Consider the following 25324-nt stretch of genomic DNA (forward strand, 5'->3'; position numbering starts at 1 on the left):
GACATGAACGCAAGTTGACCGCCAGCAGGGAGTTCGGTGGCAGGCCGGCGACGGTGTGCTTACGGCAACTGGAGGCCCAGCGCGGCGAGCCTTTCCTCGAGAATCTGGGCCACGCCGTCGTCGTCAAAGTGCGGCGCCTGCTGGCCGGCAGCCCGGATGGCTTCCGGATGGCCGCTGGCCATGGCGTAGCCGTGGCCGGCCCAGCGGAGCATCTCGATGTCATTGGGCATGTCGCCGAATGCCACCACGTCCGCGGCGTCGATCCCCAGCGAGGCGGCGTAGCCGGCCAGGGTGACGGCCTTGTTTATTCCCGGCACGGCAAGCTCCAGCATGGCAACGGTGGGCGCCGAGTGCGTCACCGAGGCGAGGTTCCCGACGGCGGGACCCACCTGCGCGAGGAACTCGTCGGCCGTGCCCTCCCGGACGATGGCAAGGAACTTGACGACGGCGTCTTCCGCTGTGAGCGTCGAGTCCAGCGGGGCGGGCGTGAATTCGGACAGCAGCTCGCTGGAGCCGTTTTCAATGAAGCCGGGCTCGAGGTGGAAGCCGGTGAGGGTCTCCGCGGCGAAGAGGGCCGTGGGGCGCAGTTTCTTGATGATGCGGCGGATTTCGAAGATGTCGTCGATGGCCATGGTCTGGGCCGAGACAACCTTGTCCGCTTCGAGGTCCCACACCACGGCGCCGTTGGAACAGATCACGGTGCCTGTGTGGCCCAGCTGTTCCTCGAGCGGGTGCAGCCAGCGCGGCGGGCGGCCGGTGACGAAGACGAGTTCGACGCCGGCCCTCCGGCAGGCGTGGAAGGCACGGACGGTGCGGTCACTGATTTTTCCGTCGTGCCCCAGAATCGTTCCGTCTATGTCACTCGCTACCAACCGCATGCTGCCAGTTTACGTGGGCTCAGGAGACGGGGAGGCTCACGGTCACCGTGGTCCCCTCGCCCGGCGCACTGCGCAGGCTGATGGAACCGCCGTGGCCCTCGACGATGGTTTTGCTGATCGGCAGGCCAAGGCCGGCGCCCGGGATGGCCGTTTCGCGCGAGCGGGCGGCCCGGAAGAACTTGGTGAACGCCTGCTCCTGCTCTTCCCCGTCCATGCCGATGCCGGTGTCCGTGATGGAGCAGACAACGTGGCTGCCCGCCCGGTGCGCGCGGGCAATGACCCTGCCCCCGTCCGGCGAGAACTTGATGGCGTTGGAGACCAGGTTGCCGAACACCTGCCGGATCCGGCCGGGATCGACGCGGGCAGTCAGGGGCTGTTCGACGTCGAGGACGAGTTCCACGCCGCTGCCGGCTGCCTTGGCGGTGGAGGAGGCCACGACGCCGGCCAGCAGGCTGGCCACATCGGCCTCCTGCAATGCCAGCTCGATCCGCTCCGAAGCGATCGCGATCAGGTCGTTCACAAGCCCCAGCAACTGGTGGGCGTTGCGCTGCACGATCTTCAGTTCCTCCTCGACGTCCTCGTGGCCGGGCTCGTCGAGCACGAGTTCGAGGTAGCCGAGGATGGAGGTCAGCGGGGTGCGGAGCTCGTGGGAGACGGTGGCCACGAAGTTGTCCTTGGCTGACAGCGCACGGATCAGGGCCGTGACCTCCGCGAAGGTGATGACGGCGCCGGAATGGCCGCCGTTTCCGGAGCCCATCGAGCGGGCCGTGACGGAGTAGGCGCGCATCTCTTCATCCTCGCCGGCCCAAAAGAGTTCGTCAGTGAAGGTCTCGCCGCGGGCCGCGCGCGCCGCCGGGAAGAGTTCCGGCGGCACCGGAGTGGTTCCGTCCGCTTGGAAGAGCCGCGGCCGGCCGGCCGGATGCGCTGTGAGGGACAGGGCGGCGTCCGCCCGGAGGGCTTTGTTGGTCAGCACGTCATTGCCGTCCGGGTCCACCACCCAGACGGCCACATTCACCGTCGAGAGCACAGCGTCCAGAAGTTGCTGCCGGCGCATACTTTCGGCGGCGGTGTCCGCGAGGGATTTATCCTTCCACACCAGATTCTGGCGCTGGCGGTAGAGGGTGCCTGCCAGCACATGGGCGCTGACGGCAATGGCGGCCATGACGAGGGGCAGGAAGATCGTCCTGATCACCGATCCCTGGGTGGGCGGACTGCCCAGGGCAGCCGCGGGCAGGACGGTGCTAAGGAAGGTCGCGGCCACGGCGAGGACGACGCCGGCCCGGTTGCGGTCGACGGACAGCCAGACCACCGGAAAGACCAGCAGGAGGCTCAAAACATTGAAGTTGGGACCGCCGGCCTCCCGGGTGAAGCCGACGGCCACACAGTCGAGCGCCGGAATTACGGCGTAGGAACCACCGGGAAGCCGCCCCCAGGGAACGGCGACACTAAGGACAAAAAGCGCTGTGTGCGCCATCAGGGCCAGCCGGAAGCGAGGGTCGGCGAGCGTCTCGGGATGAAATACCCAGGCAGCGGCAACCACCAGCAGCACGGTGACCGAAAGGGGCAGTTGCCGGACAATGACGCGACCGCGCTGGCCGACGCTACTAAACAGCGCGTCCACCCTGTCGGCCAGCGCAGCGGCGGACCCGTCGCCCGGCGGAAGGCCCGGCCAGCCAGCAGGCTCTTTTACACGGCTCATCAGACTGTTCCCCCCGAAGCAGCGCGAAGTAACTGCCTCCGGCTGCTTGAAGGACGATGGTCACAGCCTAGCGCGCAGGGCGGAAACTGGCGCGGGGCAGACCAAATTTTACGCTGCGATTGTCTTCGGGGCCGGTTTTAGTTGCGCAGCGGCGCAGTGGACTCCCGCACCACCAGCTGCGTGGCGAGCTCCACCCGCCGCGAGTCAAGCAGCTCCCCGCGCATCTGGCGGAGGACGAAGCGCAGTGCGGTGGCTCCCATCTCCTGCAGCGGCTGGGAAACCGAGGTCAGCGGCGGCACCGACTCCTCGGCCTGGTATGTGCCGTCGAAGCCCACCAGGCTCATGTCCTCCGGCACCCGGATGCCCTGCCGCCGTGCCTCGGCAAGCACGCCCAGGGCGATGCTGTCGCTGCCGGCGAAGATGGCGGTTGGAGGCCGGTCCAGTCCAAGGAGGTGCTTCATGCCCTTGGCGCCGTGATCCGACCGGAACTGCCCCGACAGGACATACCCGTCCTCGATATCCACACCGGCCGACCTCATGGCGGCCATGTAGCCGTGCAGCCTGGCCTGGTTGCATTCCGCCGCGTCCGGTCCCCCCAGAAAGGCGATCCTGCGGTGGCCCAGCTCCAGCAGGTGTGACGTTGCGGCTTTGCCGCCTGCCCAGTTACTTGCGCCGACGCTGACCACGTCAGCCGGAGGCGGGTTCAGCGGATCGATCACCACAACGGGGATTTTCCGGCGGTGAAAGGCATCCAGTTGGGCATCGCCGAAGGCGGAGGTCACCACGATCATGCCGCACCGTCCCTCGTCGACGATCCGCTGTGCGCGCTGCTCCGGGGTCAGGGTTGAGGCGCCCTGCTTGCCGGTGACGTTCAGGAGAACTTCAATGTCGGAGGCTGCGGCGGACTCAACCACGCCGTTGAGTACCTCCACTGCATAGCCGGATTCGAGGTTGTCGATCACAACCTCCACCATCTGCCGGCCGGCAACGTTCCTGCGGTTCTGCAGCGGGGACTTGTAGCCCGTACGCGCCAGGGCGGTCAGGACCTTGGCGCGGGTGTCCGCAGAGACATCGTCCCTGCCGTTGATCACCTTGCTGACGGTAGGCGTGGACACGCCTGCCTCCCGCGCCACGGCGGCGAGCGTCAGCTTGCCCTGAGATTCAGTTCTGGTCATCCGGCCACCTTTTCGAAAGTTTTCGAGACCTCAGTCTGCATGCCTTCGCGCCTTTCGTCAACGCACTTCCGCCTGAAACAGGCCTATTTTGGCTATTGACGCACCGCCAGCCCGCCGCTATGTTTTATCTCACACCGCAAAGTTTAGCGAAATATTTCGAAACTGCGGTCCCTGTCTCAGCAACCAGTTCAAGGGCAGTGCCGCCTGATTCCAGGCGGGCTGCCGCACACACAAGCCGGGCGATCAGCGTCGAGCCCGATGGATGAATGGAAATGTTTAGATGACTTCTCGAAAGTTGCGTTCTGCCGCGATGGCATTCTCGGCGGCAGCCCTCTCCCTTAGCCTGGCGGCCTGCGGCTCCAGCGGCCCCGCGGGATCCACCGGTGCCAGCGAAGGCTCGGCCACCATGTGGGGACTGACAGGCGGCAACCAGCCGGTGCTGCAGAAGTCGGTGGAAGCCTGGAACAGCGCGCACTCCGACAGCTCCATCAAACTGGATTTCTTCGCCAACGATGCCTACAAGACCAAGGTACGCACCGCCGTCGGCGCCGGCGAAGGGCCCACGTTCATCTACGGCTGGGGCGGCGGCGTCCTGAAGTCCTACGTCGATGCGGGCCAGGTGGAGGACCTGTCGTCCTTCGTCAAGGACAATCCCGAAGTGAAGAACCGCTATCTTCCGGCTGTCCTGAAGAACGGCGAAATCAACGGCAAGACCTACGCCCTGCCCAATAACAACGTCCAGCCCGTGGTCCTCTACTACAACAAGGAAGTCTTCGACAAGGTCGGTGCACAGCCGCCGAAGACCTGGGATGAACTGATGGCCCTCGTGCCGAAGTTCAAGGAAGCCGGGGTCGCACCGTTCTCGCTGGGCGGGCAGTCCAAGTGGCCCGACCTGATGTGGCTGGAGTACCTCGTGGAGCGCATCGGTGGCCCCGAGGTCTTCGCGAACATCGCCGCCAACAAGCCCAATGCCTGGTCGGATCCGGCAGTAACGCAGGCACTGACCAAGATCCAGGAACTGGTGGACGCCGGCGGCTTCGTGAACGGCTTCTCCTCCATCGCCGCGGACAGCAACGCCGACCAGGCCTTGCTCTACACGGGCAAGGCTGCCATGGTGCTGCAGGGCGGCTGGATCTACCAGGGCATGAAGAAGGACGCCGGCAGCTTTGTCAGCGGAGGCAAGCTTGGCTTCACCACCTTCCCGACGGTCGACGGCGGCAAGGGCGACCCCGCCAACGTGGTGGGCAACCCGTCCAATTTCTGGTCGATCTCGTCGAAGGCCACCGACGAGCAGAAGAAGGCGGCCCTCGCATACGTCAAGGACGGCATGTTCACCGGTGCCGACACCGACGCCCTCATCGCCTCCGGAGCAGTTCCGGTGGTCAACGGCATCGACAGCAAGCTCGAGGCATCACCGGACAAGGACTTCCTCACCTTTGTCTACGGCCTGGCCAAGAAGGCCCCGAGCTTCACCCTCTCCTGGGACCAGGCGCTGAGTCCCGCCCAGGGTGACGCGATGCTGTCCAACCTGGACCAGATCTTCCTCAAGAAGCTCACCCCGGAGCAGTTCGCCGCCACGATGAACGCCACGATCGGGAAGTAAACGACGTGTCCACCACCAGTCCCGTCCGCCGGAGGGTCCGCGACGCGGGCCCTTCGGGGTGGCTGGCAGCGCCAGCCCTTGTCTTCTTCCTGGTGTTCGCCGTCGTGCCTCTGGCCGGCGTCGTATTCCTCAGCTTCACCAGCTGGGACGGACTGCGCGAGATCCGTCTGGAGGGCCTATCCAGCTGGGCGACAGTGCTCACCGATCCCGTGACGGGCAACGCCCTGCTGGTGACCGCCAAGATCATGTTCTTCTCCTTCATCGTCCAGGCACCGATCAGCCTGCTCCTCGGCGTCTTCACGGCCGGCAAGCAGAAATACCGGGCAGCGCTGGCTGTCCTGTACTTCCTGCCACTCCTGCTCTCCTCGGCCGCCGTCGCCATCGCTTTCAAGGCGCTCCTGGATCCGAACTTCGGCCTCGGCCCGGGCCTTCAGGTACCCATCCTGATCCAGGACTGGCTGGGCAACTCGGACCTCGTCCTGTTCGTGGTGGTCTTCGTCATCGCGTGGCAGTTCGTCCCGTTCCACACGCTCATCTACCAAGGCGGCGTGCGGCAGATCCCCACGTCCCTGTATGAGGCCGCGGAGATCGACGGCGCCGGGCGGGTCCGGCAGTTCCTGAACATCACACTGCCGCAGCTGAAGTACACCATCATCACCTCCTCCACCCTCATGGTGGTGGGCAGCCTGGCCTACTTCGACCTGATCTTCGTCCTCACCGGCGGAGGACCCGGCTACAGCACCCGGCTGCTGCCCCTGCACATGTACCTGACCGGTTTCAAGGCCAACGACATGGGTGCCGCCAGCGCCCTCGGCGTAATTCTCATCGTTATCGGACTGGGCCTGGCCCTGCTGCTGCAGCGCCTCGGCGGCAAGAACCGCAACGCCAGCCAATTGGAAGGAGCCTGATGGCCTCCACGACACAGCTCCCCGCAGCCCCCGAGGCGCCGGCCCTTTCGCAGGCAGAGCCGCGGCTGAAGTCCCGGCGTGCCGGACGGCGCCGGCTGAACCTCCCGGGCGGCCTGGGCGGCTGGCTCTGGCTGGCCGTGATCGTCCTGCCCATCTACTACGTGGTGATCACCAGCCTGAAGAACCAGGCAGGCTTCTTCGCCACCAACCCGATGCTTCCGCCCGCCGAGCCCACGCTGGACAACTACAAGCTGGTGCTGGAGAACGACTTTGCCCGGTACTTCGTCAACAGTGTGGTGGTCACGCTGGGCACTGTCATTCCGGCGCTGTTCGTCTCGTTCATGGCCGCCTACGCCATCGTCCGGGGCAAGGGCCGGTTCGTGAACTGGACCAACAACCTCTTCCTTCTGGGTCTGGCCATTCCGCTCCACGCCACCATCATCCCGATCTACTGGATGATCACCCGCGCCCACCTGTACGACACGCTGCTGGCGCTGATACTGCCGTCCATCGCCTTTGCGATTCCGGTCTCCGTCCTGATCCTGTCGAACTTCATGCGGGACGTCCCCAACGAGCTGTTCGAGTCGATGCGCCTGGACGGCTGCTCGGACTGGGCCATGCTGTGGCGCCTGGCGCTGCCGATGACCAAGCCGGCCGTGATCACGGTGGGCATCTACAACGCCCTGCACGTGTGGAACGGCTTCCTGTTCCCGCTGATCCTGACCCAGAGCCCGGCCACGCGGGTGCTGCCGCTGTCCCTGTGGACGTTCCAGGGCGAGTTCAGCGTCAACATTCCGGCGGTGCTCGCCTCGGTGGTGCTGGCCACGCTGCCCCTGCTGGTGCTCTACATCGTGGCCCGGCGCCAGCTGATCAGCGGCCTCACCGCAGGCTTCAGCAAGTAAATCTTCTCGAAAGGACATCTGATGACAACGGCAAAGCCGCTGCGGGTGGGCATGGTGGGCTATGCCTTCATGGGCGCCGCGCACTCACATGCCTGGCGGACAGCGCCCCGCTTCTTCGACCTGCCCCTGCAGCCGCAGCTCACCGCCGTCGCCGGCAGAAATGCCGACGGCGTCAGGGCAGCCGCGGACAAGCTCGGCTGGGAGTCAACTGAAACGGACTGGCGCCGCCTGATCGAACGCGACGACATCGATCTGATCGACATCTGCACGCCGGGCAACACGCACACCGAGATCGCCCTCGCCGCGTTGGAGGCCGGCAAGCACGTCCTGTGCGAAAAGCCACTGGCCAACTCCGTCGAGGACGCGGAGCGCATGACCGTCGCAGCCGAGGCGGCCGCCAAGCGCGGCGTGTTCGCGATGTGCGGCTTCAGCTACCGCCGCACGCCGGCCCTGGCGCTGGCCAAACGGATGGTGGACGAAGGCCGGTTGGGGACCATCCGGCATGTGCGCGCACAGTATCTGCAGGACTGGCTGTCCGACGAGAACGCCCCCATGACCTGGCGGCTGGACAGGAGCAAGTCCGGGTCCGGGTCCCTGGGCGACATCGGTGCCCACAGCATCGACGCAGCCCAGTGGATCACCGGACTGAAGATCAGCGGCGTTTCCGCCCTGCTGGAGACATTCGTGCCGGAGCGTCCCCTGGCCGGGGACCTGGTGGGGCTTGGCGGGCACGGCGACGCCGGCCGGGATGCCCCGCGCGGGGCCGTCACCGTGGATGACGCAGCCATCTTCAGCGCCCGCTTTGAAGACGCAAGGTTCGACGGCGGCGCTGCCGCACCGGGCGCTGTCGGCGTCTTTGAAGCCACGCGCTACGCGCTGGGACGGAAGAACGCGATGCGCCTGGAACTGAACGGTACCAAGGCGTCCCTCGCCTTCGACTTCGAGGACATGAACGCCCTGTCCTTCTACGATGCAGGCGAATCCCCCGACGCCGGCTTCCGCCGGATCTTCGTCACCGAGCCGGAACACCCGTACGTGGGCAACTGGTGGCCCACCGGCCATGGCCTGGGATACGAGCACGGGTTCACGCACCAGGTGGTGGACCTGGTCACCGCGATCGCGCAGGGCACGCAGCCTGGGCCTTCCTTCGCGGACGCCCTGCAGGTCCAGCGCGTGCTGGCCGCGGTGGAGGCCAGCGCCGCCAACTCCAGCCAATGGCAGAAAGTCTGAGAACCCCGATGACACGACCAATTACGCTTTTCACCGGCCAGTGGGCCGACCTGCCGTTCGAGGAGGTGGCACGGCTCGCGGGCGAGTGGGGCTTTGACGGCCTGGAGATTGCCTGCTGGGGCGATCACCTGGACCCGCGCCGCGCCGCAGAGGACGATTCGTACATCCAGGACCGGCTGGACATCCTGGCGAAGAACAACCTGCAGGTCTTCGCCATCGCCAACCACCTCACCGGCCAGGCCGTGTGCGATGACCCGATCGACGAGCGCCACCAGGGCATCCTGACACCTGACATCTGGGGCGACGGCGATCCCGAGGGAGTCCGTTCCCGTGCGGCACAGTCAATGATGGACACGGCCCGGGCCGCGGCAAGGCTTGGTGTGAAGACCGTGACCGGGTTTACGGGCTCCTCGATCTGGAAGGCCGTGGCCATGTTCCCGCCGGTGTCGGAGGCAATGATCGACGCCGGATACCGGGACTTCGCTGACCGCTGGAACCCGATCCTGGACGTCTTTGACGAGGTGGGGGTGCGCTTCGCCCTCGAAGTGCACCCGTCGGAGATCGCCTACGACTACTGGACCACCAAACGGACCCTGGAAGCCATCGGCCACCGGCCGGGCTTCGGCCTGAACTTCGATCCTTCCCACTTCATCTGGCAGGACCTCGACCCGGTCATGTTCCTGCAGGACTTCGCCGAACACATCCTGCACGTGCACGTGAAGGAGTCCGTGCGGCAGCTCGACGGGCGCAACGGCCGGCTCGGCTCACACCTGGCCTGGGCGGATCCGCGCCGCGGCTGGGACTTCGTCACTGCAGGGCACGGCGATGTGCAGTGGAACAGGATCTTCCGCACGCTGAATGCGATCGGCTATACCGGGCCCACCAGCATCGAATGGGAAGACGCCGGCATGGACCGGCTGACCGGCGCCCCGCAGGCGCTCGAGCTGGTCAGGGGCCTTGCGGCGATTGCGCCGCCGGCCGCGGCTTTCGACGCCGCCTTCGCCACCCGCTGACCCCATGCACTCAACCAGCTATCGGCTGCAACCAAGAAGGAATTCCCGTGATGACAGAACCTAAATCCGCGCTGGTGGTGCGGGGCGGCTGGGACGGCCACCAGCCCTTCGAAGCCACCGAGCTTTTCATTCCGTACCTGAGGGACAACGGATACGACGTCAGGGTCGAGGAATCGCCCAAGGTCTACGCAGACGCCGGCTACATGGCCGGCGTCGACCTGATCATGCAGTGCATGACCATGACCACCATCGAAAAGGACGAATTCGCGGGACTGCGGGCCGCCGTCGAAAACGGCACCGGCCTTGCCGGCTGGCACGGCGGGATCGCTGACTCCTACCGGAACAACTCGGACTACCTGCACCTGATCGGCGGCCAGTTCGCCTGCCACCCCGGCAAGCATCCCGACGAATGCACCGGTGAGCAGTCCGACAACTACGTCCCCTACACAGTCAACATGCTCCCCGCGGCCGCGGATCATCCCATCACCGCTGGCATCGGCGACTTTGACCTCGTCACGGAGCAGTACTGGGTCCTGGCCGACGACTACATCGACGTCCTCGCCACCACCACCCAGAAGGTCCGCGAATGGGACCCCTGGCACCGCGAAGTGACATCCCCGGCCATTTGGACCCGCCAGTGGGGCAAGGGCCGGATTTTCGTGGCCACCCCCGGCCACCGCGTCGACATCCTCCAGGACACGAACGTCCGCACCATCATCGAAAGGGGCCTGCTGTGGGCAAGCCGATAAATACTTCTGCACCGTTGAAAGTGGGCATCATTGGCTGCGGCGCGATCATCGCCCAGTACCTGGCGAACTTCCGCAGGCTGGACCAGATCGAACTGGTGGCCGTGGCGGACCTCGACCCGGCACGCGCGCAGGCCGTCGCGGACGACTATGACGGCGCCCGCGCAATCTCCGTAGACGAACTCCTGGCCGCGGACGACGTCGACCTCGTCCTGAACCTCACCATCCCGGCCGCCCACGCCGACGTCGCCCTGAAAGCCATCGCCGCCGGGAAGAGCGTCTACGGGGAGAAACCGCTCGCGGCGACCACCGCCGAGGCGCGGCAGGTGCTGGCGGCGGCACGCGAGGCGGGCGTCGTCGTCGGCTGCGCCCCGGACACGGTGCTCGGGACCGGGATCCAGACCGCCCGCAAGGCGATCGACGACGGCCTGATCGGCGCGCCGATCAGCGCCACGGCCACCATGGTGACGCCAGGCCACGAACGCTGGCACCCGAACCCGGACTTCTACTACCAGCCCGGCGGCGGACCCCTGCTGGACATGGGCCCCTACTACGTCAGCGCGCTGGTCACGCTGCTCGGTCCGGTCGTCTCTGTCATCGGTGCCGCGAGCCACACCCGGGACGAGCGGACCATCGGGTCCGGTCCGCGTACCGGCGAGACTGTGCCGGTAAACATCGATTCCCACGTCACCGGCGTGCTGGTGCACGCCTCCGGCGCCCTGTCGACGCTGTTCATGAGCTTCGATGCCGTGAAGTCCAAGTCGCCGAACATCGAAATCCACGGTGAGCGGGGTTCGCTGGTGGTCCCGGACCCGAATCATTTCGACGGCGAGGTCCAGCTTTTCGCACTGGGCGCCGAGGACTGGCAGACACTTCCCGTCTCCGCCGGCTACGTGGATTCCGGCCGGGGCTTCGGGATCGCCGACCTCGCCGCCACCACGCGCGGCTCCGAACCGCGCGCCGGCGGCCAACTCGCCTACCACGCCCTCGAGGTGATGGAGTCGGTGCTCGCGTCAGCTAAGAGCGGTTCCGCGGTGCAGATCCAGAGCACGGCGGAACGCCCGGAGGCCGTGGAACTGACAACCCTGGCACCACAGGTCGCGGAGGTCGGCTCCTAGGACTGGAAGTCCTGAGGCTCAAACCTGGTTGCGCCCGATTCGGCGGCGGCGGAATTTTCCGCCGCCGCCTTACTCGTTGCGGGGAGGGCCGTGGCCACTCCGCTGACCGTCCTCGGACAGGCCGGCGGCGTTCGGCTGGTTCCGGGCAGTGGTGGTGCGGTTGAGCGGTAGGTGTGGCCGGTGGGGGTGGTGATTTCGATGGTGTGTCTTGGTCCTGGTCTGGGTTGTGTTTTCCAGCCGGGGAGTTCTTTGATGTGGTTGCAGGCTTCGCAGAGTCCGGCGCCGTTGGCGAGGGATGTTGGGCCGTTGTTGTGCCAGGGGATGATGTGGTCGTGGTGGCGGATGGGGGCGTCGCAGTACGGGGTCCGGCACGTGTCGTCCCTGACCTGGATGAAGCGGCGCAGTGGTGGCGGGAAGAGTCGGCGCCGGGAGTCCATGGCGACGAGGTCGCCGGTGTCCGGGGCGGTGTAGAGCCGTCGGAGCCAGATTTTCAGGTCCTTGACCGCGTCTTTTGCGGCGGTTTCCTGGTGCGCGGTTTCCTGTGCCTGTTCGGGGTTGAGGAGGTTCCGTGCCCATGCGGCGGGGACGATGCCGTAGCCGGTGAGGCGTGCGGGTTCGCTGTCGCCTTGGAGGAGGGTGCGGTCGGTCATGACGAGGTTGACCTCGATGCCGGTGATGCCGCCGGGGGTGCCGGTGGTCCTTTCGACGAGGGTGTCGGCCATGGCCTGGTTCCGGGACCGCGGATCGCCGGCGGAGCGGAGGGCATCGGCCTGCCGGGTGAGGGCCGTGTAGAGGGCGACGCCTTGGTGGGCGGGCAGCAGGGCTGTCAGGTAGGTCATGCAGTCGGGGGCCGGGCGCAGGCTGACGGACCGTTCGGAGGTGGCGTGGCTGGCGCGTTGGGTGATGGAGCGTGGGTCCCGTCGGGTGGCGGCGGCTTTGACGGCGGCGATGACCCCGCGGGTCCCGACCCCGTCGAAGGTTCCGGTGTCGGCGGCGAGTTCCTCATCGACCGCGGCCCGGTCTTCGACGGTCAGGCAGGCCGTTTCCTTCACGACATACATGGCCTTTTCTTCATTGAGCTGGCCGGTATCCAGCGCACCGAGGGCGTGCGGCATCTCGGTGACCAGGGCTTTGGCCATGCCGAGCAGCCGGCCGCCGCGGTGCGGGGACTCGCCCCGGGCCAGGGCGATCTGCTCGGCCACACCGGTCGTGTGTTCTTTGGGGCGTTTCTTGCCGAGGTCCTCGGCCGCCAGGGCGCTGCGGTGGGCCTGCCCCGGGCTGGTCCCGGCTTCGAGTTCGGCTTGTTCCCGCCGCTGTCTCGCCTCGAGCGCGACGGCTAGCCTGGCCTGTTGCCCGGCGATCATGGCCTTGACGTTCTCGCCCGCCCGGATCTGGTCGATCAGCCCGGGACCGTCGGCGGTGAGATCGGCCCGTAAAAGAGTCTTTACCTCCCCGATCCGGTCGTCGAGACTCGGCCGGGGTGTGCCCGTGCAGGAGGCCCTGCCACCGGTGACCTGGGAACCGTAAAACAGCGCCTCGGGAAACGGGTCCTCCGGGAAATCGCCGTCGGCATACTCTCCTCCGGGGAACGGGTCCTCCGGATACACGGCGTCGGGATGATCGTCGAAGGGAACCCCGCCCCCAGGGAAAACTGCGGCCGGAACAAGGGCTTCGGGAACCGCGGCAGCATGCAGAAAGTCGCCTTGCGGCGCCTCCGCTGTCAGTGCTGAATTCCCGATGACCTCCATGCACACAGTCTGCCAAGGGGGTACGACAATAAAGGGCCGCTCAGAGCCCATAAGGAGACGGATCTAAAAAACTTTTTTGGATCCGGCCCGGGACAAAACCTATGGCCCGGATCAGGGCGTTCCCAGATGTGAAAACGCCCTGATCTGTTACTGAGGTTGTGCTTGTCGTCGGGGAGAAGCTCCGCGGGTTTCGACAGGCTCAACCGGCGGCCCGGGCCACCTTGCGCTGCTCGGCCTGGTACTGCTCCGCGATGGCAGGCCGGAAGTCCGGCTCGGGAGTGCTGTCCAGTGCCACGTCCCATTTCGGCAGCTCTCCTGTCAGCGCCCAGGCGGCCTGGACGGCGGCTCCCCGGGCCACGTACTCGCCGGGGCTGGGAATCAGCACGGGCAGGTCGAACACCTGGGCGGCGATCCGCTGGACCGCGGGGTTCTGCACGGCGCCGCCGATCAGCAGCAGCCGCTCGGCAGGGTGGCCCAGGGCGCGGAGCGCATCCAGTCCCCCCGCCAGCCCGCAGAGCATTCCTTCGATGGCAGCCCGTGCAACGTTGCTGCGCGTCGTGGACGCAATGCTGAGCCCGGAGAAGCTCGCTGTGGCCTGCGGCAGGTTGGGCGTCCGCTCCCCCTCGAAGTACGGAACCAGCACCACGCCGCCCGCGCCCGGCTCCGCCTCCAGGGCCAGCCGGGACAGCTCGTCGAAGTCCACCCCGAGCAGCCCGGCAATGGATGTCAGCACCCGGGCAGCATTGAGGGTCACGGCAATGGGAAGGAACAGCCCGCTCGCATCCGCGAAGCCCGCCACGGTTCCGCTCGGGTCGCCAAGAGGCTCACTGGAAACGGCGAACACAGTCCCGCTGGTGCCCACGGACACGACGACGTCGCCCGCCCGGGCGCCCAGGCCCAGTGCCGCTGCAGCGTTGTCCCCCGCACCGGCACCAAGGAGAACACCCTCCCCCGCGATGGACGGATGGACAGAACCGGCTGAATCGCCCGGTTCCAGGACCCGCGGCAGGATCACTGCATCACCGGAGCCGGCAACATCGTCCCCGGCTTCGACAGCATCCCGGCCGAAGGCGAGGCGGAACAGCTCCAGCTCGTATTCACCGGTGGCCGGGTTCCAGTAGCCCGTGCCGCTGGCATCGGAGCGGTCGGTGGTCAGCTGCCCCAGATCGGGACCGAGCGGGCTGGCGTCGGCAGGGCCGTAGCCCCGCAGACGCCAAGTCAGCCAGTCATGCGGAAGCACGACGGCGGCCACCCGCCTGGCGATGTCCGGCTCGTGATCGCGGACCCATCGGATTTTGGTGACGGTGAAGGAGGCCACCGGAACCAGGCCCGTCCGCTTGGCATAATCGGAAGCGCCCACCTCGTCAGTGAGTGCCGCGGCGGCTTCTGCCGAGCGGGTGTCATTCCAGAGCAGAGCGGGCCGCAGCACGTTGCCGTCAGCGTCCAGCAGCACCATGCCGTGCTGCTGGCCCCCCACGGAAACCGCGCTGACCCCGGCGAGCCCGCCGGCGTCGTCGAACGCTGCGGACAGCGCCCGCCACCAGTGGTCCGGGTGGACCTCGGTGCCGTCGGGATGGCCGGCGCGGCCCTCCCGGACCAGGGCGCCGGTGTCCGCGTCCAGCACCACCACCTTGCAGCTTTGGGTCGAGGAGTCGATTCCGGCAACGAGGTTCATGGGAGCAGCCGCCACGGGTCAGCGGGCGCCGAGCAGGTGTTCGATGAACAGCTGCTGGAGCTTCACGAAACCGAAGCCCTTGCCGCCGAAGTAGGCGTCGGCGTCGAAATCCTCGTAGGAGGACCTGTCTGCGAGGAGCTGCTCGTAGCCCTCACCAGGGTTGAGGGTGGGAACGTTGATCTCGGAAACCCGCGACGCCTCCAGGGCTGCCTGCACCTCGGGGTCGGCGCGGAAGGCCTTGGCACGCTCCTTGAGCAGCAGGTAGGTCTGCATGTTCGCGGCCGCCGAATCCCAGACGCCGTTGATGTCCTCGGTGCGGCTGGGCTTGTAGTCGAAGTGGCGGGGGCCGTTGTAGGCGGGGCCGCCCTGGGGGCCGCCGTTCTCCAGCAGGTCCACAAGGGAGAAGGCGTTCTGCAGGTCGCCGTGGCCGAAGACAAGGTCCTGGTCGAACTTGATGCTGCGCTGGCCGTTGAGGTCGATGTGGAAGAGCTTGCCCTGGTACAGCGCCTGGGCGATGCCGTGGGTGAAGTTCAGCCCGGCCATCTGCTCGTGGCCTGTTTCCGGGTTGATGCCCACCAGTTCGGGGCGTTCGAGGGTTTCGATGAAGGCCAGGGCGTGGCCCAGGGTGGGCAGCAGGATGTCGCCGCGCGGCTCGTTCGGCTTGGGTTCGATGGCGAAGCGGATGTTGTAGCCCTTGTCCGTCACGTAGTCGCCCAGCAGGTTCACGGCCTCGCGGTAGCGCTCGAGGGCGCCGCGGATGTCCTTGGCGGCGTCGTACTCGCTGCCCTCACGCCCGCCCCACATCACGAAGGTTTCGGCGCCGAGCTCAGCTGCCAGGTCGATGTTCTCCAGGACCTTGCGGAGGGCGAAGCGGCGCACGCCGCGGTCGTTGCTGGTGAAGCCGCCGTCCTTGAAGACCGGGTGGCTGAACAGGTTGGTGGTGACCATGGGCACCACCATGCCGGTGGCCTTCAGCGCGCCGGTCAACCGGTCGATTTCCCGCTGCCGGTCGGCGGCCGAGCAGCCGAACGGGAAGAGGTCATTGTCGTGGAAGGTGATGCCGTAGGCGCCCAGGTCGCTGAGCCGGTTGATGGCCTCCACAGTGTCCAGCGGCGGGCGGGTGGCGGACCCGAACTGGTCCTGCGCCTCCCAGCCGATGGTCCAAAGGCCGAAGGAAAACTTATCTTCACGCGTGGGCTGAATCGCCATTGAGTGCTCCCGTTTGGTTGTGGAGGACCTGCCCCTGAAGAAGGAAAGCGGGGAAGAGCCGGGTAAATGTTCCACAAACAAACATATTCGATTTCCTCCGACTGTCAACCCCTCTTATCGCAGCCTTCACTCGCAGCCCGTGGACCGAAAAACCTAGCCCTGGCCTCCAACAAGGTGTTATGTTCTCTAAAACACCAAACGAAGGGCTGGCGATGGTTAGCGAAGCAGGAACCGAGCTGCACACCGAGCAGTACAACTGGGCGGGCAACCTCAGGTACGCCGCAGCCGAGCTCCGGGAGCCGACAACCGTCGTCGAACTCCAGGAACTGGTGGCCGGCGCCTCCAAGCTCCGTGCCCTCGGCTCCCGGCACTCCTTCAACCGCATCGCAGACACGTCCGGAGTCCTGGTTTCGCTGGAGCACCTGGCGCCGGCCATCGACGTCGATCCTGACTCGCTGACGGTGACCGTGAGCGGCGGCACCCGCTATGGAACCCTGGCGGCGGAACTGCAGCGGCAGGGCTTCGCCCTGCACAACCTGGCATCCCTCCCCCACATATCGGTGGCCGGCGCTGTCGCCACCGCCACCCACGGCTCCGGCGACCGCAACGGGAACCTGGCCACCGCTGTCGCCGGCCTTGAGATTGTCACGGCCGACGGCGGGATCCTCACCGCCCGCCGCGGCGACGCCGACTTCGAGGGCATGGTGGTCAGCCTGGGCGCCCTGGGCGTGGTCAGCAGCCTGATCCTGGACATCGAGCCGACATTCGACGTGGCGCAGACAGTCTTCGATGACCTGGACTGGGACCGGGTCCTGGAGAATTTCGACGACGTCACCTGCTCCGCCTACAGCGTCAGCCTCTTCACGGACTGGAGCGGCGACAGGATTGCGCAGGCGTGGCTGAAGTCCCGGACGGCGGGCACTGACCCGGAAGCGAAGCACACGGAGTTCTTTGGCGGCAGCCCGGCCACCGAACCCAGGCACCCGATCGCCGGCGTGCCCGGAACCACCTGCACGCAGCAGTTCGGCGTGCCCGGCCCGTGGTCCGACAGGCTGGCCCACTTCCGGATGGAGTTCACCCCCAGCAAGGGCGATGAGCTGCAGAGCGAGTACCTGGTCCCCCGCGAGCACGCAGTCGAGGCCATCCAGGCGATGCGCCGGCTGTCCCACCTGGTGACGCCGCTGCTGCTGGTCTCGGAAATCCGCACCATGGCCGCGGACAGCCTGTGGCTGAGCCCGAACTACGGAACCGACGGCATCGGCCTGCACCTCACCTGGCGGCAGGACCAGCCCGCCGTCGAGGCCGTTCTTCCCGTGATCGAGGCCGAGCTGGCGCCATTCGGCGCCCGCCCGCACTGGGGCAAACTGTTCGACGGCGACGCCGCCCGCCTCGCGCCGCTCTACCCCCGCTTCGCCGACTTTAAGGCCCTGGCCGGCCGGCTCGACCCGGAGGGGAAGTTCCGCAACGGCTTCCTGGACCGGGCAGTTTTCGGCAGCTGATACTGTTCCGATGATGCCTTCCCCTCGCCAACGGGCTGCCCCGACCGCCCCGCCGAGCGAGCTCGACCCCTCCCGCCGGAACAACCTGGCCCTGATCACGTCCCTGGTCCACCATCACCGTGTCCTCAGCCGGGCGCAACTGACCCGAAGGACTGGGCTCAACAGGTCGACGGTGGGAACCCTGATCGGCCAGCTGGCTGCGCTCGGCCTGGTGTACGAGACGGCGCCGACGGGTGAAGCCCAGGTGGGCCGGCCGAGTCCCGAAGTGCGACCGAGTCCTTCGATCGCGGCGCTGGCCGTTTACCCGGAGATCGACGCAGTCACCATCGGGCTGGTCAACCTCGGCGGCATCGTCCAGAAAAAAATCCGCTTCGCCACCGAACGGATTCCCAGCGCCCGGGAAGCGGTCAATATCGCCGCGGCAGTGATCGAGGGGATGCGCACCGAGCTGGACCACTCGTACCGAATCACCGGGATCGGTGTGGCTGTCCCCGGCCTGGTAAACCCCGACGACGGGACGGTCCGCCATGCGCCGCACCTGGGCTGGCGGGACGAGCCGGTGGCGCGGATGCTTGGCGAGGCCACGGGCTACGCATGCCAGGCCGCCAACGACGCGTCGCTCGCGGCGGAGGCGGAGCTGATCTTCGGGGCAGGTGCCGGGCGGGACAACCTGGTGTACCTCAACGGCGGGGCCAGCGGCATCGGCGGCGGGATCATTTCCGACGGCAGGCTGCTGCGCGGCGCATCCGGCTATGCCGGGGAACTGGGCCACACGCTCGTGCGGACTGATGGCGCCAGGTGCCACTGCGGCGCCACGGGCTGCCTGGAAACGGAGGTGTCGCAGGGTCGGCTCTTCGAGCTGCTGGATCTCCCCGGCGGTGATACAGCCCAGCTGGAACAGGCCCTGCGCGCTTCGGACAGCCCCGCCGTGACGGGGGAAGTCGCCCGGCAGCTGGGCTACCTGGCCATCGCACTGCGAAACGCCGTCAACACCTTCAATCCGGAAGTGATCATCCTCGACGGGTTCCTGGGTGTCCTCTACGGGCTCGCCCCGTCCGCGCTCGATGACCTACTGCTGTCCCAGGCCATGGACGGCCCGGCCGGCCAGGTCAAGGTCCACCCCGCGGCGCTTGGGTCCAACCTGATGATGATCGGCGCGGCGGAACTGGGGTTCGCCCGCTTCCTGGCGGATCCTGCCGGCTTGGGTTCCGCCACGGAATAAGGGCACCGGGCGCGCCCGTCGGGGACGCCCGGTGCCCTGCGGTGAAACCGCCGTTGAACCTACCGGCCGAAAACCACCTCGTACGTCCGGGTCTGGCTTCCGTCCTCGCTTCGTACCGTGACGACGGCGGTGCCGGACTGAGTGTCCGCCTGCTGCACGGTGACCGTGGCGTAGGGGTCCACCGCGGTGGCGGTGACCTCCTGCCGGTTGCCCTGAGCGCCGGCCCGGTACGAGGTGACGGCCGGGTCGAAGCCGGCCAGCGGCTGGCCATCAACTGAGATGCCTGCCGCAGCGGCGTCGGAGGATTTGCCCGGGGCCAGCGCCAGAACCTGCACTTCACTGACCGTCATGTGGGTGTTCGGGCGGGCGGCGAGCACCACGCGGACGTCCTTGGTGTCCACGTTGGCAACCGGAACTGTGACGACCGGTGCGGGGCTGCCGCCGGGAACCTGCACGGCACCGCCGGCGTTCCGCCACGTGCCGTCGGCCGCTTTGGTCTGCACCTGCAGGCTTTGGGCGTAGCTGTCGGTGGATCCGTCGCGGAAGAAGTGGACCTTCACGCCGGTCACTGTCTTCTGGCTGGCCAGCGCCACGGACAGCGTGTCGCTGGCATTTTTGGTACCGGATTTCCAGTTGGACCAGGCCTTGTCCGTCAGGTTGCCGTTGCCCAGCCCCGCGGCGCCGTAGCCCGGTTCGGTGAAGCTGGCGCTGAAGACCGTGCCGGGATCATTGGCCACGTTCTCGGCCGTTCCTTCGGTCACCTGCACCCGCACGGTGGCCGGCAGCGACCGGCCGTCGGCGGCGTCGGCTGTGCCTTCAACGGTGGCTACGCCGGTGGTGGTGAACGGTCCGGCCGCATTCCAGGCAACCGGCCGCTCCACCTTGCTGCCGCCGGCAGTCACAGCAGTCACGGTGGCAGGCAGCTCGGGCGTTCCGCCGGCATAGGTCTTGGCGCGGGCCGGGAGCGTCGAGACCAGCGTGTCCACGGTGACCTTGGCCGTCACCGGATGGGCAACGCCCAGGACGTCGGTCGCCGTTCCGCGCACGCCAACGGTTCCCGGCTTGCTCCAGCGGCTCGACGGCGGCATGGTCCACGTCACCGGCAGTTCGCCGCGCGCGCCGTCGCGGTAGACCGGCACCACGGTGGCGGGCAGTTGCGGAGAGCTGCCCGGGACGGTGAAGGCCGTGACGTTCTGGAATCCCTGAACAGTTTCATCGCTGACCCGCCAGCGCTGGTTCTCGCCGGAGTTGCCGGTCCACAGCGTCACCGGCGACCCGTCAGCGGTGGCGTGTCCGCCTACTTCGAGCAGCCGGCCGGTGGCGGCGTTGACGAACGTGTACGTGCCGTCGCCGGTGGTGGACATGGTCCACTGCGAGGCGGCAGCCGGTGCGGGCTCCGCCGGGACCAGTGCAGGCTTGCCGTCGACGACGGCGAGCTGCCGGCCGCCGTCGGGCGTTTCAATTGCGTAGCGGGCACGGTTGCTGTCCTCGCCGCTGAGGCGGCGAAGGTTCCACTGCTGGCCGGCGCCGGCACCGGAACGGATAACGGCGGCACCGTCGGTTCCCTGGGTGAGGGACTTGCCGCTCTCAACGCCCTGGAGCCGGTAGACATGGTCTGCCTGCACAAGGGCGGCGTCCTTGGCCACGCCATGCACGCCCTTGACGAGGAACGTCGTGACCGACTCGGCCGGCACCGTGAGGACCGCCGTGCGGTCCTTTCCGACGGCGACCGGCTGACCTTCCACGAGGGCGCCCGATGCGTCGCTGGTCACCGGCGTCACGGTGGCGTTCCCCTGGACGGCCCCGAATCCGGAAAGGTCCAGGGCGACCGGGCGCTGCTGCTTGCTGTCGTTCACGTGCACCACGGTGGCGCCGGCGTCCGTGACCGCGGCCGTGCTGTTCTGGTCGTTCACCTTGACCAGGCGGTCCCCGGGCTTGATGTAATGCGTGAAGTTCCGCGCGGTGTTGTATTTGGTGTTCGTGTAGATCGGGCAGCTCTGGAGGGTGTCCCCGGACGCGCAGTTGAAGGGCAGCTGGATCTCGCCCCAGTTGGATCCGATGGCGCTTTCGCCGCCGGGCTTCATGTTGTTGTAGTCCTCGACCGGCTGCCAGAACACCCAGGCCGAGGGTTCCAGCTCGCGGAGGTCGTTGACCATGTGCTGGGCCAGGCCCAGGCCGGGCTGCATGCTGGTGAAGTTCTGCCCGTCCATCCAGGAGCCGCCGGTTTCGCTCATCCAGAGCGGCTTGTCCTCGCCCTTGGCGATGTCCCGGACCGCCGTGCGCTGCCCGGTCCCGTAGGTGTGGACGTTCAGTTGCCCGACATCGGCCTTGGCTTCGGCGGAATAGCTGTTCCAGTTGCTGGCGAACGTCGAGGGGTTGGTCTCGTCCATGGCGCTGATGACGGCGCCCGTGTCCGCACCGGCCAAGGTTTTGGCGAGCGACTGGACCACCTTCTGCTGCAGTTCCGGGCCGACGTGGGCGCCTTCCTGTCGGCCGCCCACCGGCTCGCCCGCTGTGTTCAGGCTGGTTCCCCAGTACGGCGTGTTCGGTTCGTTCAGGGGATCGATCGTATCGATCTTGATTCCGTGGGCCTTTTCCAACTGCTTGACGACGCCCACCAGGTAGGCGGAAAAGTCGTCGATGCTCTCGGTCCGCAGCTGGTCCTGCGAGGAGTTGAAGCCGCCCGACACATAGCCGCTGACGGTCTGGAACCACGGCGGGGAGTTGCTGAAGGCTTCCCAGTGCGTGATGTCGTTCTTGATCCGGTCCACCCACCAGCGCTGCGTCTGGTCAGCGTCAAGGTTCCAGTGGTCCGGGTTCTTCGGGTCCCACCAGTCCTTGTCCGCCCGGGTGGTGCCCGCGGGGGCCTTCCACCAGCCTTGCACCGCGCCACCGGGACGGAGGTAGTCCTTGACGTCGGGGGCGTTGCCGCCGCCGACGTTGTACCGGGCGATGTTGAGGTTCAGCCCCTCGTCGCCGAAAACCATGTCGGCGAGCTTGTTGCGGATCTCGTCCGGATAGCCGCCGGTGGCGTTGGCAAACCAGACCAGGCTGGTACCCCACCCCTCGAAGGCGTCGCCTTGGTAGGACGGGTCCGGCCGCACGGTCACGGCGCCGGCAGGCACGGGTTCATCGGTTGCCTGTCTGGCCAGCGCAGGTCCGGCCACGAGCCCTGCGGAGAGGACCGCCGCGGTGACGCCTGCGGCGGTCACGGCCCAGGGCCGTCTGGATCTGTTCGTCATTGAAGTCCCTTCGGTGCGGTGAAGTGCTGGTCTCTGGGGATTGCTGCTTTTACTCGGGGCTCTTGAGGACTGCCACGCCGCGGGCGGCGAGCTTGGCCGTGCGTTCGCCCGCCAGCGCCTCTCCGGGCACTGCGGAGATGTCCACCGCGTGGTCCGTCCTGTTGATCAGGAACTGGAAGCGGCCGTTCTCCCCGGTGCGGACGGCGAGTTCGACGGCGCCCCGCAGTTCCGCGGGCAGTTCAGATTCGACGCCGGCCAGGCCCGCGAATTCCCGCAGGACGGGGACCAGGCCGTCGGGCCCAAGCCGTGTGGCCACGTAGCCGGCCGACCCGCCGCCCACGCTGCGCCGCGTCACGGCCGGTTCTCCGGCGCGGTCACCGGAGGTGAACCGGCGCAGGACCTTGGTCTCCCCGGACGTGGTGGCCACGGAGTCCGCCCACAGCGTGCCTGGTGAGCCGCCGTCGAGCATGGCCTCTTCCCCCGGCGCCAGCGGGCCGAACTCCTCCACCCGGATTCCCAAAAGCCCGCTGAGCGCCCCCGGGTACCCGCCGAGCCACACGTGGTCATTCTGGTCCACGATGCCCGAGAAATAGGTGGTCACCAAGTGGCCGCCGGCTTCGACAAAGCCGGTCAGGCGGGAGCGCACCTCAGCAGGCACCACGTGCAGGACGGGCGCGATGACCAGCTGGTATCCCTCCAGTGAGGACGCCACCGGGAGGACATCCGCGCGGATGCCGTTGGCCAGGAACGCCGAGTACCAGTCGAGCGCCTCCTGCCGGTACCGGAGGCGGTCCGTCGGGTGCGAGTCCAGCTCGCTCGCCCACCAGGAGTCCCAGTCGAACAGGATCGCGGCCCGGGCCGGTTCACGACGGCTGCCCGCGAGCGCCCACAGCCCGTCCAGCGTCTGCCCCAGGGCGGTGACATCACGGAAGAGCCGGCTGTTGCTGCCTGCGTGCGAAACCATCGCGGAATGGTATTTTTCCGCACCGGCCCGCGACTGCCGCCACTGGAAGAAGCAGACGGCATCGGCGCCGTGGGCAACATGGGTGAGGGAATCCCTGGCCAGGGCTCCGGGCTTCTTGGGGGTGTTGACGGGTTGCCAGTTGACCGCACTGGTGGAGTGCTCCATGAGGAACCAGGGGTTGCCGCCGGCGATATTGCCGGTCAGGTTGGCGGAGAAGGACAGCTCGTCATGGTCCTGCGGGCCCGGGACCACGTAGTGGTCATTGGAGACGAAGTCGACGTCGGCTGCCCAGGCCGCGTAGTCCATCCCCTTCGTCTCCCCCATCACCATGAAATTGGTGGTGACGGGGATGTCCGGGGTGATGCTGCCGAGGATCGCGCGCTCGGCGCGGAGGTAGTCCCGCAGCGAGTCCGAGGAGAAGCGCTTGAAGTCCAGCTGCTGAGTAGGGTTCGGATAGGACGCGGCCTGGCGCGGCGGGAGGACGTGGTTCCAGTCCGCGTAGTGCTGGGACCAGAAGTCGGTCCCCCAGGCGGCGTTCAGCTCCTCTAGGGTGCCGTAGCGGTCCTGGAGCCAGACGCGGAAGGCGGCTGCGGCATCGTCGGAGTAGTCATAGATGTTGTGGCAGCCGAGCTCGTTGGAGACGTGCCAGGCGCAAACGGCGGGGTGGTCCTTGTACCGCTCAGCCATGGTCCGCACGAGCGCCAGCGCGTGCTCACGGAACACCGGCGACGTGGGCCGCCAGTGCTGGCGGCCGCCCGGCCAGAGGGTTTCGCCGTTCCGGGTGACCGGGAGGATTTCCGGGTGTTCGGCGGCAAGCCAGGGTGGTGGCGACGCCGTGGCGGTGGCGAGGTCCACGGCGATGCCGTTGGCGTGCAGCAGGTTGATGACGTCGTCGAGCCAGGTGAAGTCCCAGGTGTCCCGTGCGGGCTGGAGGCGTGCCCACGAGAAGATCGCCAGGGACACGATGTTGACCCCGGCTTCCTTCATGAGCCGGACGTCCTCTGCCCAGACCTCGCGGGGCCACTGCTCGGGGTTGTAGTCGGCGCCGAAGGCCAGCCGCTTGGTGCCCGGGGACGGCCAGCGCAGCCAGCGGTGGTGGGTTGGGTAGGGCATGGATTTCCTCTTTCGGAGGTGTGTTTGCGGGTGGTTACTGCTTGACCGTGAAGCCCTGCTCGGTGCCGTACTTCAGCGAGGCATCCTGCCAGGCCGTCAGGCCGTCCTTGAGCTTGGTGCCGGAGACGTAGGCCTGGCCGGCGGTGTCGTTGAAGATGCTGTTGGCGTAGACCTGGAAGGGCAGGTAGGACCAGCCGGCGGGGACGTTCTTGGCTGATTCGGCGAAGATCTGGTTGGCCTTCTGGCCGCCGAAGTACTTGAACTCGGTGTTCTGGAATTTCTCCGAGGCGAGGTCCTTGGACGTGGCGGGGAATGCCCCGTGGTCGATCCGGGTCTGAATGCCGTCCTCCACGCTGGTGTACTTCAGGAAGCCGTAGGCGAGTGCGGCCTGGCTGCTGGCGGCGGGGACGGCCAGCGAGCTGCCGCCGTTTTCGGCGCTGCTGCTGGCGCCCTTCTCCCACTGCGGCAGCGGGGCGACCCGCCATTTGCCGGACCCGCCGGCGACGCCTGAGACGAGGTTCCCGGGCATCCAGGCACCGGTTGACAGGGTGGCGATGGTTCCGTTGCCGAGGCCCTTGTACCACTCGTCGCTCCAGGAGCTGATGGGGGCCAGGAGCTTCTCGTCGATGAGCTTCTGCCAGGTTTCGGCGAACTTGGCGGAGCCCTCGTCGGAGAAGTTAATGCCGACGTTGGTGCCGTCCACCTGGTAGGGCTTGCCGCCGGCCTGCCAGATCATGCTGGTGGTGAAGCCGGCGTCGCCGGTGTCGTTGGCGATGTAGGCCTTGGGGTCTGCCTTCTTCAGTGCGCGTCCGGCCTCGAGGAACTCGTCCCACGTGGTGGGCACCGCGATGCCGTGCTTGTCGAAGAGTTCCTTGTTGTAGAACAGCGCCATGGGGCCGGAGTCCATGGGCAGGCCGTAGACGCCGCCCTGTGCCTGCACCGAGGACCACGGGCCGGCGGTGAAGGTGCCGTCGAGATCCTTGGCGCCGAACTGGCCCAGGTCAGCCAGTGACTTGCCCAGGGCAAACTGCGGAAGCGCGTAGTACTCGATCTGCGCGACATCGGGCACGCCGGAGCCGGCGGAGATCGCGTTCTGCAGGGCCGTGTACTGGTCGTTGCCGGTGCCGGCGTTAACCAGGTTGACGTCCACGTTCGGGTATTTGGCCTCGAAGCCTTCGGCGACCTTCTTCAGCGACGGGTCCCAGGCCCACACCGTGAGCTTGCCGCCTTTCTGGAGGGCGGCTTCGACGGCGTCGCTGTTGACGGTCTGCTGCGGTGCTGCGGTGCCGCCGCTTCCGCAGGCGGTGAGCCCGAGGGCGAGTGCTGCGGCGACGGCGGAGCTCTGCAGCAGGCCGCGGCGGGTCAGGGTCTTGATCATGG

At 67.3% G+C, this 25324-nt stretch carries 18 protein-coding genes; 9 read left to right on the plus strand and 9 right to left on the minus strand.

Annotated features, from left to right (window positions below; translation table 11 throughout):
- Nucleotides 1–59: 59 nt before the first annotated feature.
- From ACFRAH_RS16710 to ACFRAH_RS16720, 3 genes are all read right to left on the minus strand, one after another.
- Complete coding sequence (locus ACFRAH_RS16710; RefSeq protein WP_377992022.1) at nucleotides 60–878, minus strand: HAD family hydrolase; 819 nt, start codon at nucleotides 876–878, stop codon at nucleotides 60–62.
- Between the two features lie 19 nt (nucleotides 879–897).
- The gene (locus tag ACFRAH_RS16715) at nucleotides 898–2577 is read right to left on the minus strand and encodes a sensor histidine kinase (RefSeq protein ID WP_377992023.1); all 1680 of its coding nucleotides are present in this window, start codon (nucleotides 2575–2577) and stop codon (nucleotides 898–900) included.
- A gap of 137 nt (nucleotides 2578–2714) precedes the next feature.
- Entirely contained in the window at nucleotides 2715–3752 is a 1038-nt protein-coding gene (locus tag ACFRAH_RS16720; protein WP_377992024.1) for a LacI family DNA-binding transcriptional regulator, read from the minus strand.
- A 280-nt stretch (nucleotides 3753–4032) separates the two neighbouring features.
- On the opposite strand from ACFRAH_RS16720, the gene ACFRAH_RS16725 reads away from it, so the two are divergent.
- Genes ACFRAH_RS16725 through ACFRAH_RS16755 form a run of 7 tightly spaced genes read left to right on the plus strand, consistent with a single transcriptional unit; the run spans nucleotide 4033 to nucleotide 11272 of the window.
- On the plus strand, nucleotides 4033–5355 hold the full coding sequence (locus ACFRAH_RS16725; protein WP_377992025.1) for an extracellular solute-binding protein: 1323 nt from the start codon (nucleotides 4033–4035) through the stop codon (nucleotides 5353–5355).
- 5 nt (nucleotides 5356–5360) lie between these two features.
- A complete protein-coding gene (locus tag ACFRAH_RS16730) occupies nucleotides 5361–6263 on the plus strand; it encodes a carbohydrate ABC transporter permease (protein WP_377992026.1) in 903 nt (300 codons plus the stop codon).
- Nucleotides 6263–7165 carry a carbohydrate ABC transporter permease gene (locus tag ACFRAH_RS16735; protein WP_377992027.1) on the plus strand — a complete coding sequence of 301 codons (903 nt, stop codon included), beginning with the start codon at nucleotides 6263–6265 and terminating at the stop codon, nucleotides 7163–7165. The genes ACFRAH_RS16730 and ACFRAH_RS16735 overlap by 1 nt, the downstream gene beginning before the upstream one ends.
- 21 nt (nucleotides 7166–7186) lie before the next feature.
- Nucleotides 7187–8395 (plus strand): Gfo/Idh/MocA family protein, encoded by a 1209-nt coding sequence (locus tag ACFRAH_RS16740; RefSeq protein ID WP_377992028.1) that lies wholly within the window; start codon nucleotides 7187–7189, stop codon nucleotides 8393–8395.
- An 8-nt stretch (nucleotides 8396–8403) separates the two neighbouring features.
- A complete protein-coding gene (locus ACFRAH_RS16745) occupies nucleotides 8404–9408 on the plus strand; it encodes a sugar phosphate isomerase/epimerase family protein (protein WP_377992029.1) in 1005 nt (334 codons plus the stop codon).
- A gap of 50 nt (nucleotides 9409–9458) precedes the next feature.
- Nucleotides 9459–10157, plus strand: coding sequence for a ThuA domain-containing protein (locus ACFRAH_RS16750; RefSeq protein ID WP_377992030.1), 699 nt, complete (start codon nucleotides 9459–9461; stop codon nucleotides 10155–10157).
- Nucleotides 10142–11272, plus strand: coding sequence for a Gfo/Idh/MocA family protein (locus ACFRAH_RS16755; protein ID WP_377992031.1), 1131 nt, complete (start codon nucleotides 10142–10144; stop codon nucleotides 11270–11272). Before ACFRAH_RS16750 ends, ACFRAH_RS16755 begins: the two co-directional genes overlap by 16 nt.
- On the opposite strand, the gene ACFRAH_RS16760 is transcribed toward ACFRAH_RS16755, so the two are convergent.
- From ACFRAH_RS16760 to xylA, 3 genes are all read right to left on the minus strand, one after another.
- Nucleotides 11269–13020, minus strand: a complete 1752-nt coding sequence (locus ACFRAH_RS16760) for an HNH endonuclease (protein WP_377992032.1) — start codon at nucleotides 13018–13020, stop codon at nucleotides 11269–11271. The two genes, ACFRAH_RS16755 and ACFRAH_RS16760, sit on opposite strands and share 4 nt — an antisense overlap.
- Before the next feature lie 199 nt (nucleotides 13021–13219).
- Complete coding sequence (gene xylB, locus ACFRAH_RS16765; RefSeq protein ID WP_377992033.1) at nucleotides 13220–14695, minus strand: xylulokinase; 1476 nt, start codon at nucleotides 14693–14695, stop codon at nucleotides 13220–13222.
- Nucleotides 14696–14713: 18 nt separating this feature from the next.
- Nucleotides 14714–15904: a xylose isomerase gene (gene xylA, locus ACFRAH_RS16770; RefSeq protein WP_377992034.1), complete on the minus strand. Its 1191-nt coding sequence runs from the start codon at nucleotides 15902–15904 to the stop codon at nucleotides 14714–14716.
- 212 nt (nucleotides 15905–16116) lie between these two features.
- Here xylA and ACFRAH_RS16775 point away from each other — a divergent pair, with 212 nt between their 5' ends.
- Nucleotides 16117–17403 (plus strand): FAD-binding protein, encoded by a 1287-nt coding sequence (locus ACFRAH_RS16775; RefSeq protein WP_377992035.1) that lies wholly within the window; start codon nucleotides 16117–16119, stop codon nucleotides 17401–17403.
- Nucleotides 17404–17413: 10 nt separating this feature from the next.
- Entirely contained in the window at nucleotides 17414–18625 is a 1212-nt protein-coding gene (locus ACFRAH_RS16780; protein WP_377992036.1) for an ROK family protein, read from the plus strand.
- 59 nt (nucleotides 18626–18684) lie between these two features.
- On the opposite strand, the gene ACFRAH_RS16785 is transcribed toward ACFRAH_RS16780, so the two are convergent.
- Genes ACFRAH_RS16785 through ACFRAH_RS16795 form a run of 3 tightly spaced genes read right to left on the minus strand, consistent with a single transcriptional unit; the run spans nucleotide 18685 to nucleotide 25322 of the window.
- Nucleotides 18685–21867 carry an Ig-like domain-containing protein gene (locus ACFRAH_RS16785; RefSeq protein ID WP_377992037.1) on the minus strand — a complete coding sequence of 1061 codons (3183 nt, stop codon included), beginning with the start codon at nucleotides 21865–21867 and terminating at the stop codon, nucleotides 18685–18687.
- 49 nt (nucleotides 21868–21916) lie between these two features.
- The gene (locus ACFRAH_RS16790) at nucleotides 21917–23944 is read right to left on the minus strand and encodes a beta-galactosidase (protein ID WP_377992038.1); all 2028 of its coding nucleotides are present in this window, start codon (nucleotides 23942–23944) and stop codon (nucleotides 21917–21919) included.
- Nucleotides 23945–23978: 34 nt separating this feature from the next.
- A complete protein-coding gene (locus ACFRAH_RS16795; protein ID WP_377992039.1) occupies nucleotides 23979–25322 on the minus strand; it encodes an ABC transporter substrate-binding protein in 1344 nt (447 codons plus the stop codon).
- Between the last annotated feature and the right edge of the window lie 2 nt (nucleotides 25323–25324).

This window comes from Arthrobacter sp. NPDC056727 (genome assembly GCF_042790555.1).
Taxonomy (GTDB): Bacteria; Actinomycetota; Actinomycetes; order Actinomycetales; family Micrococcaceae; genus Arthrobacter.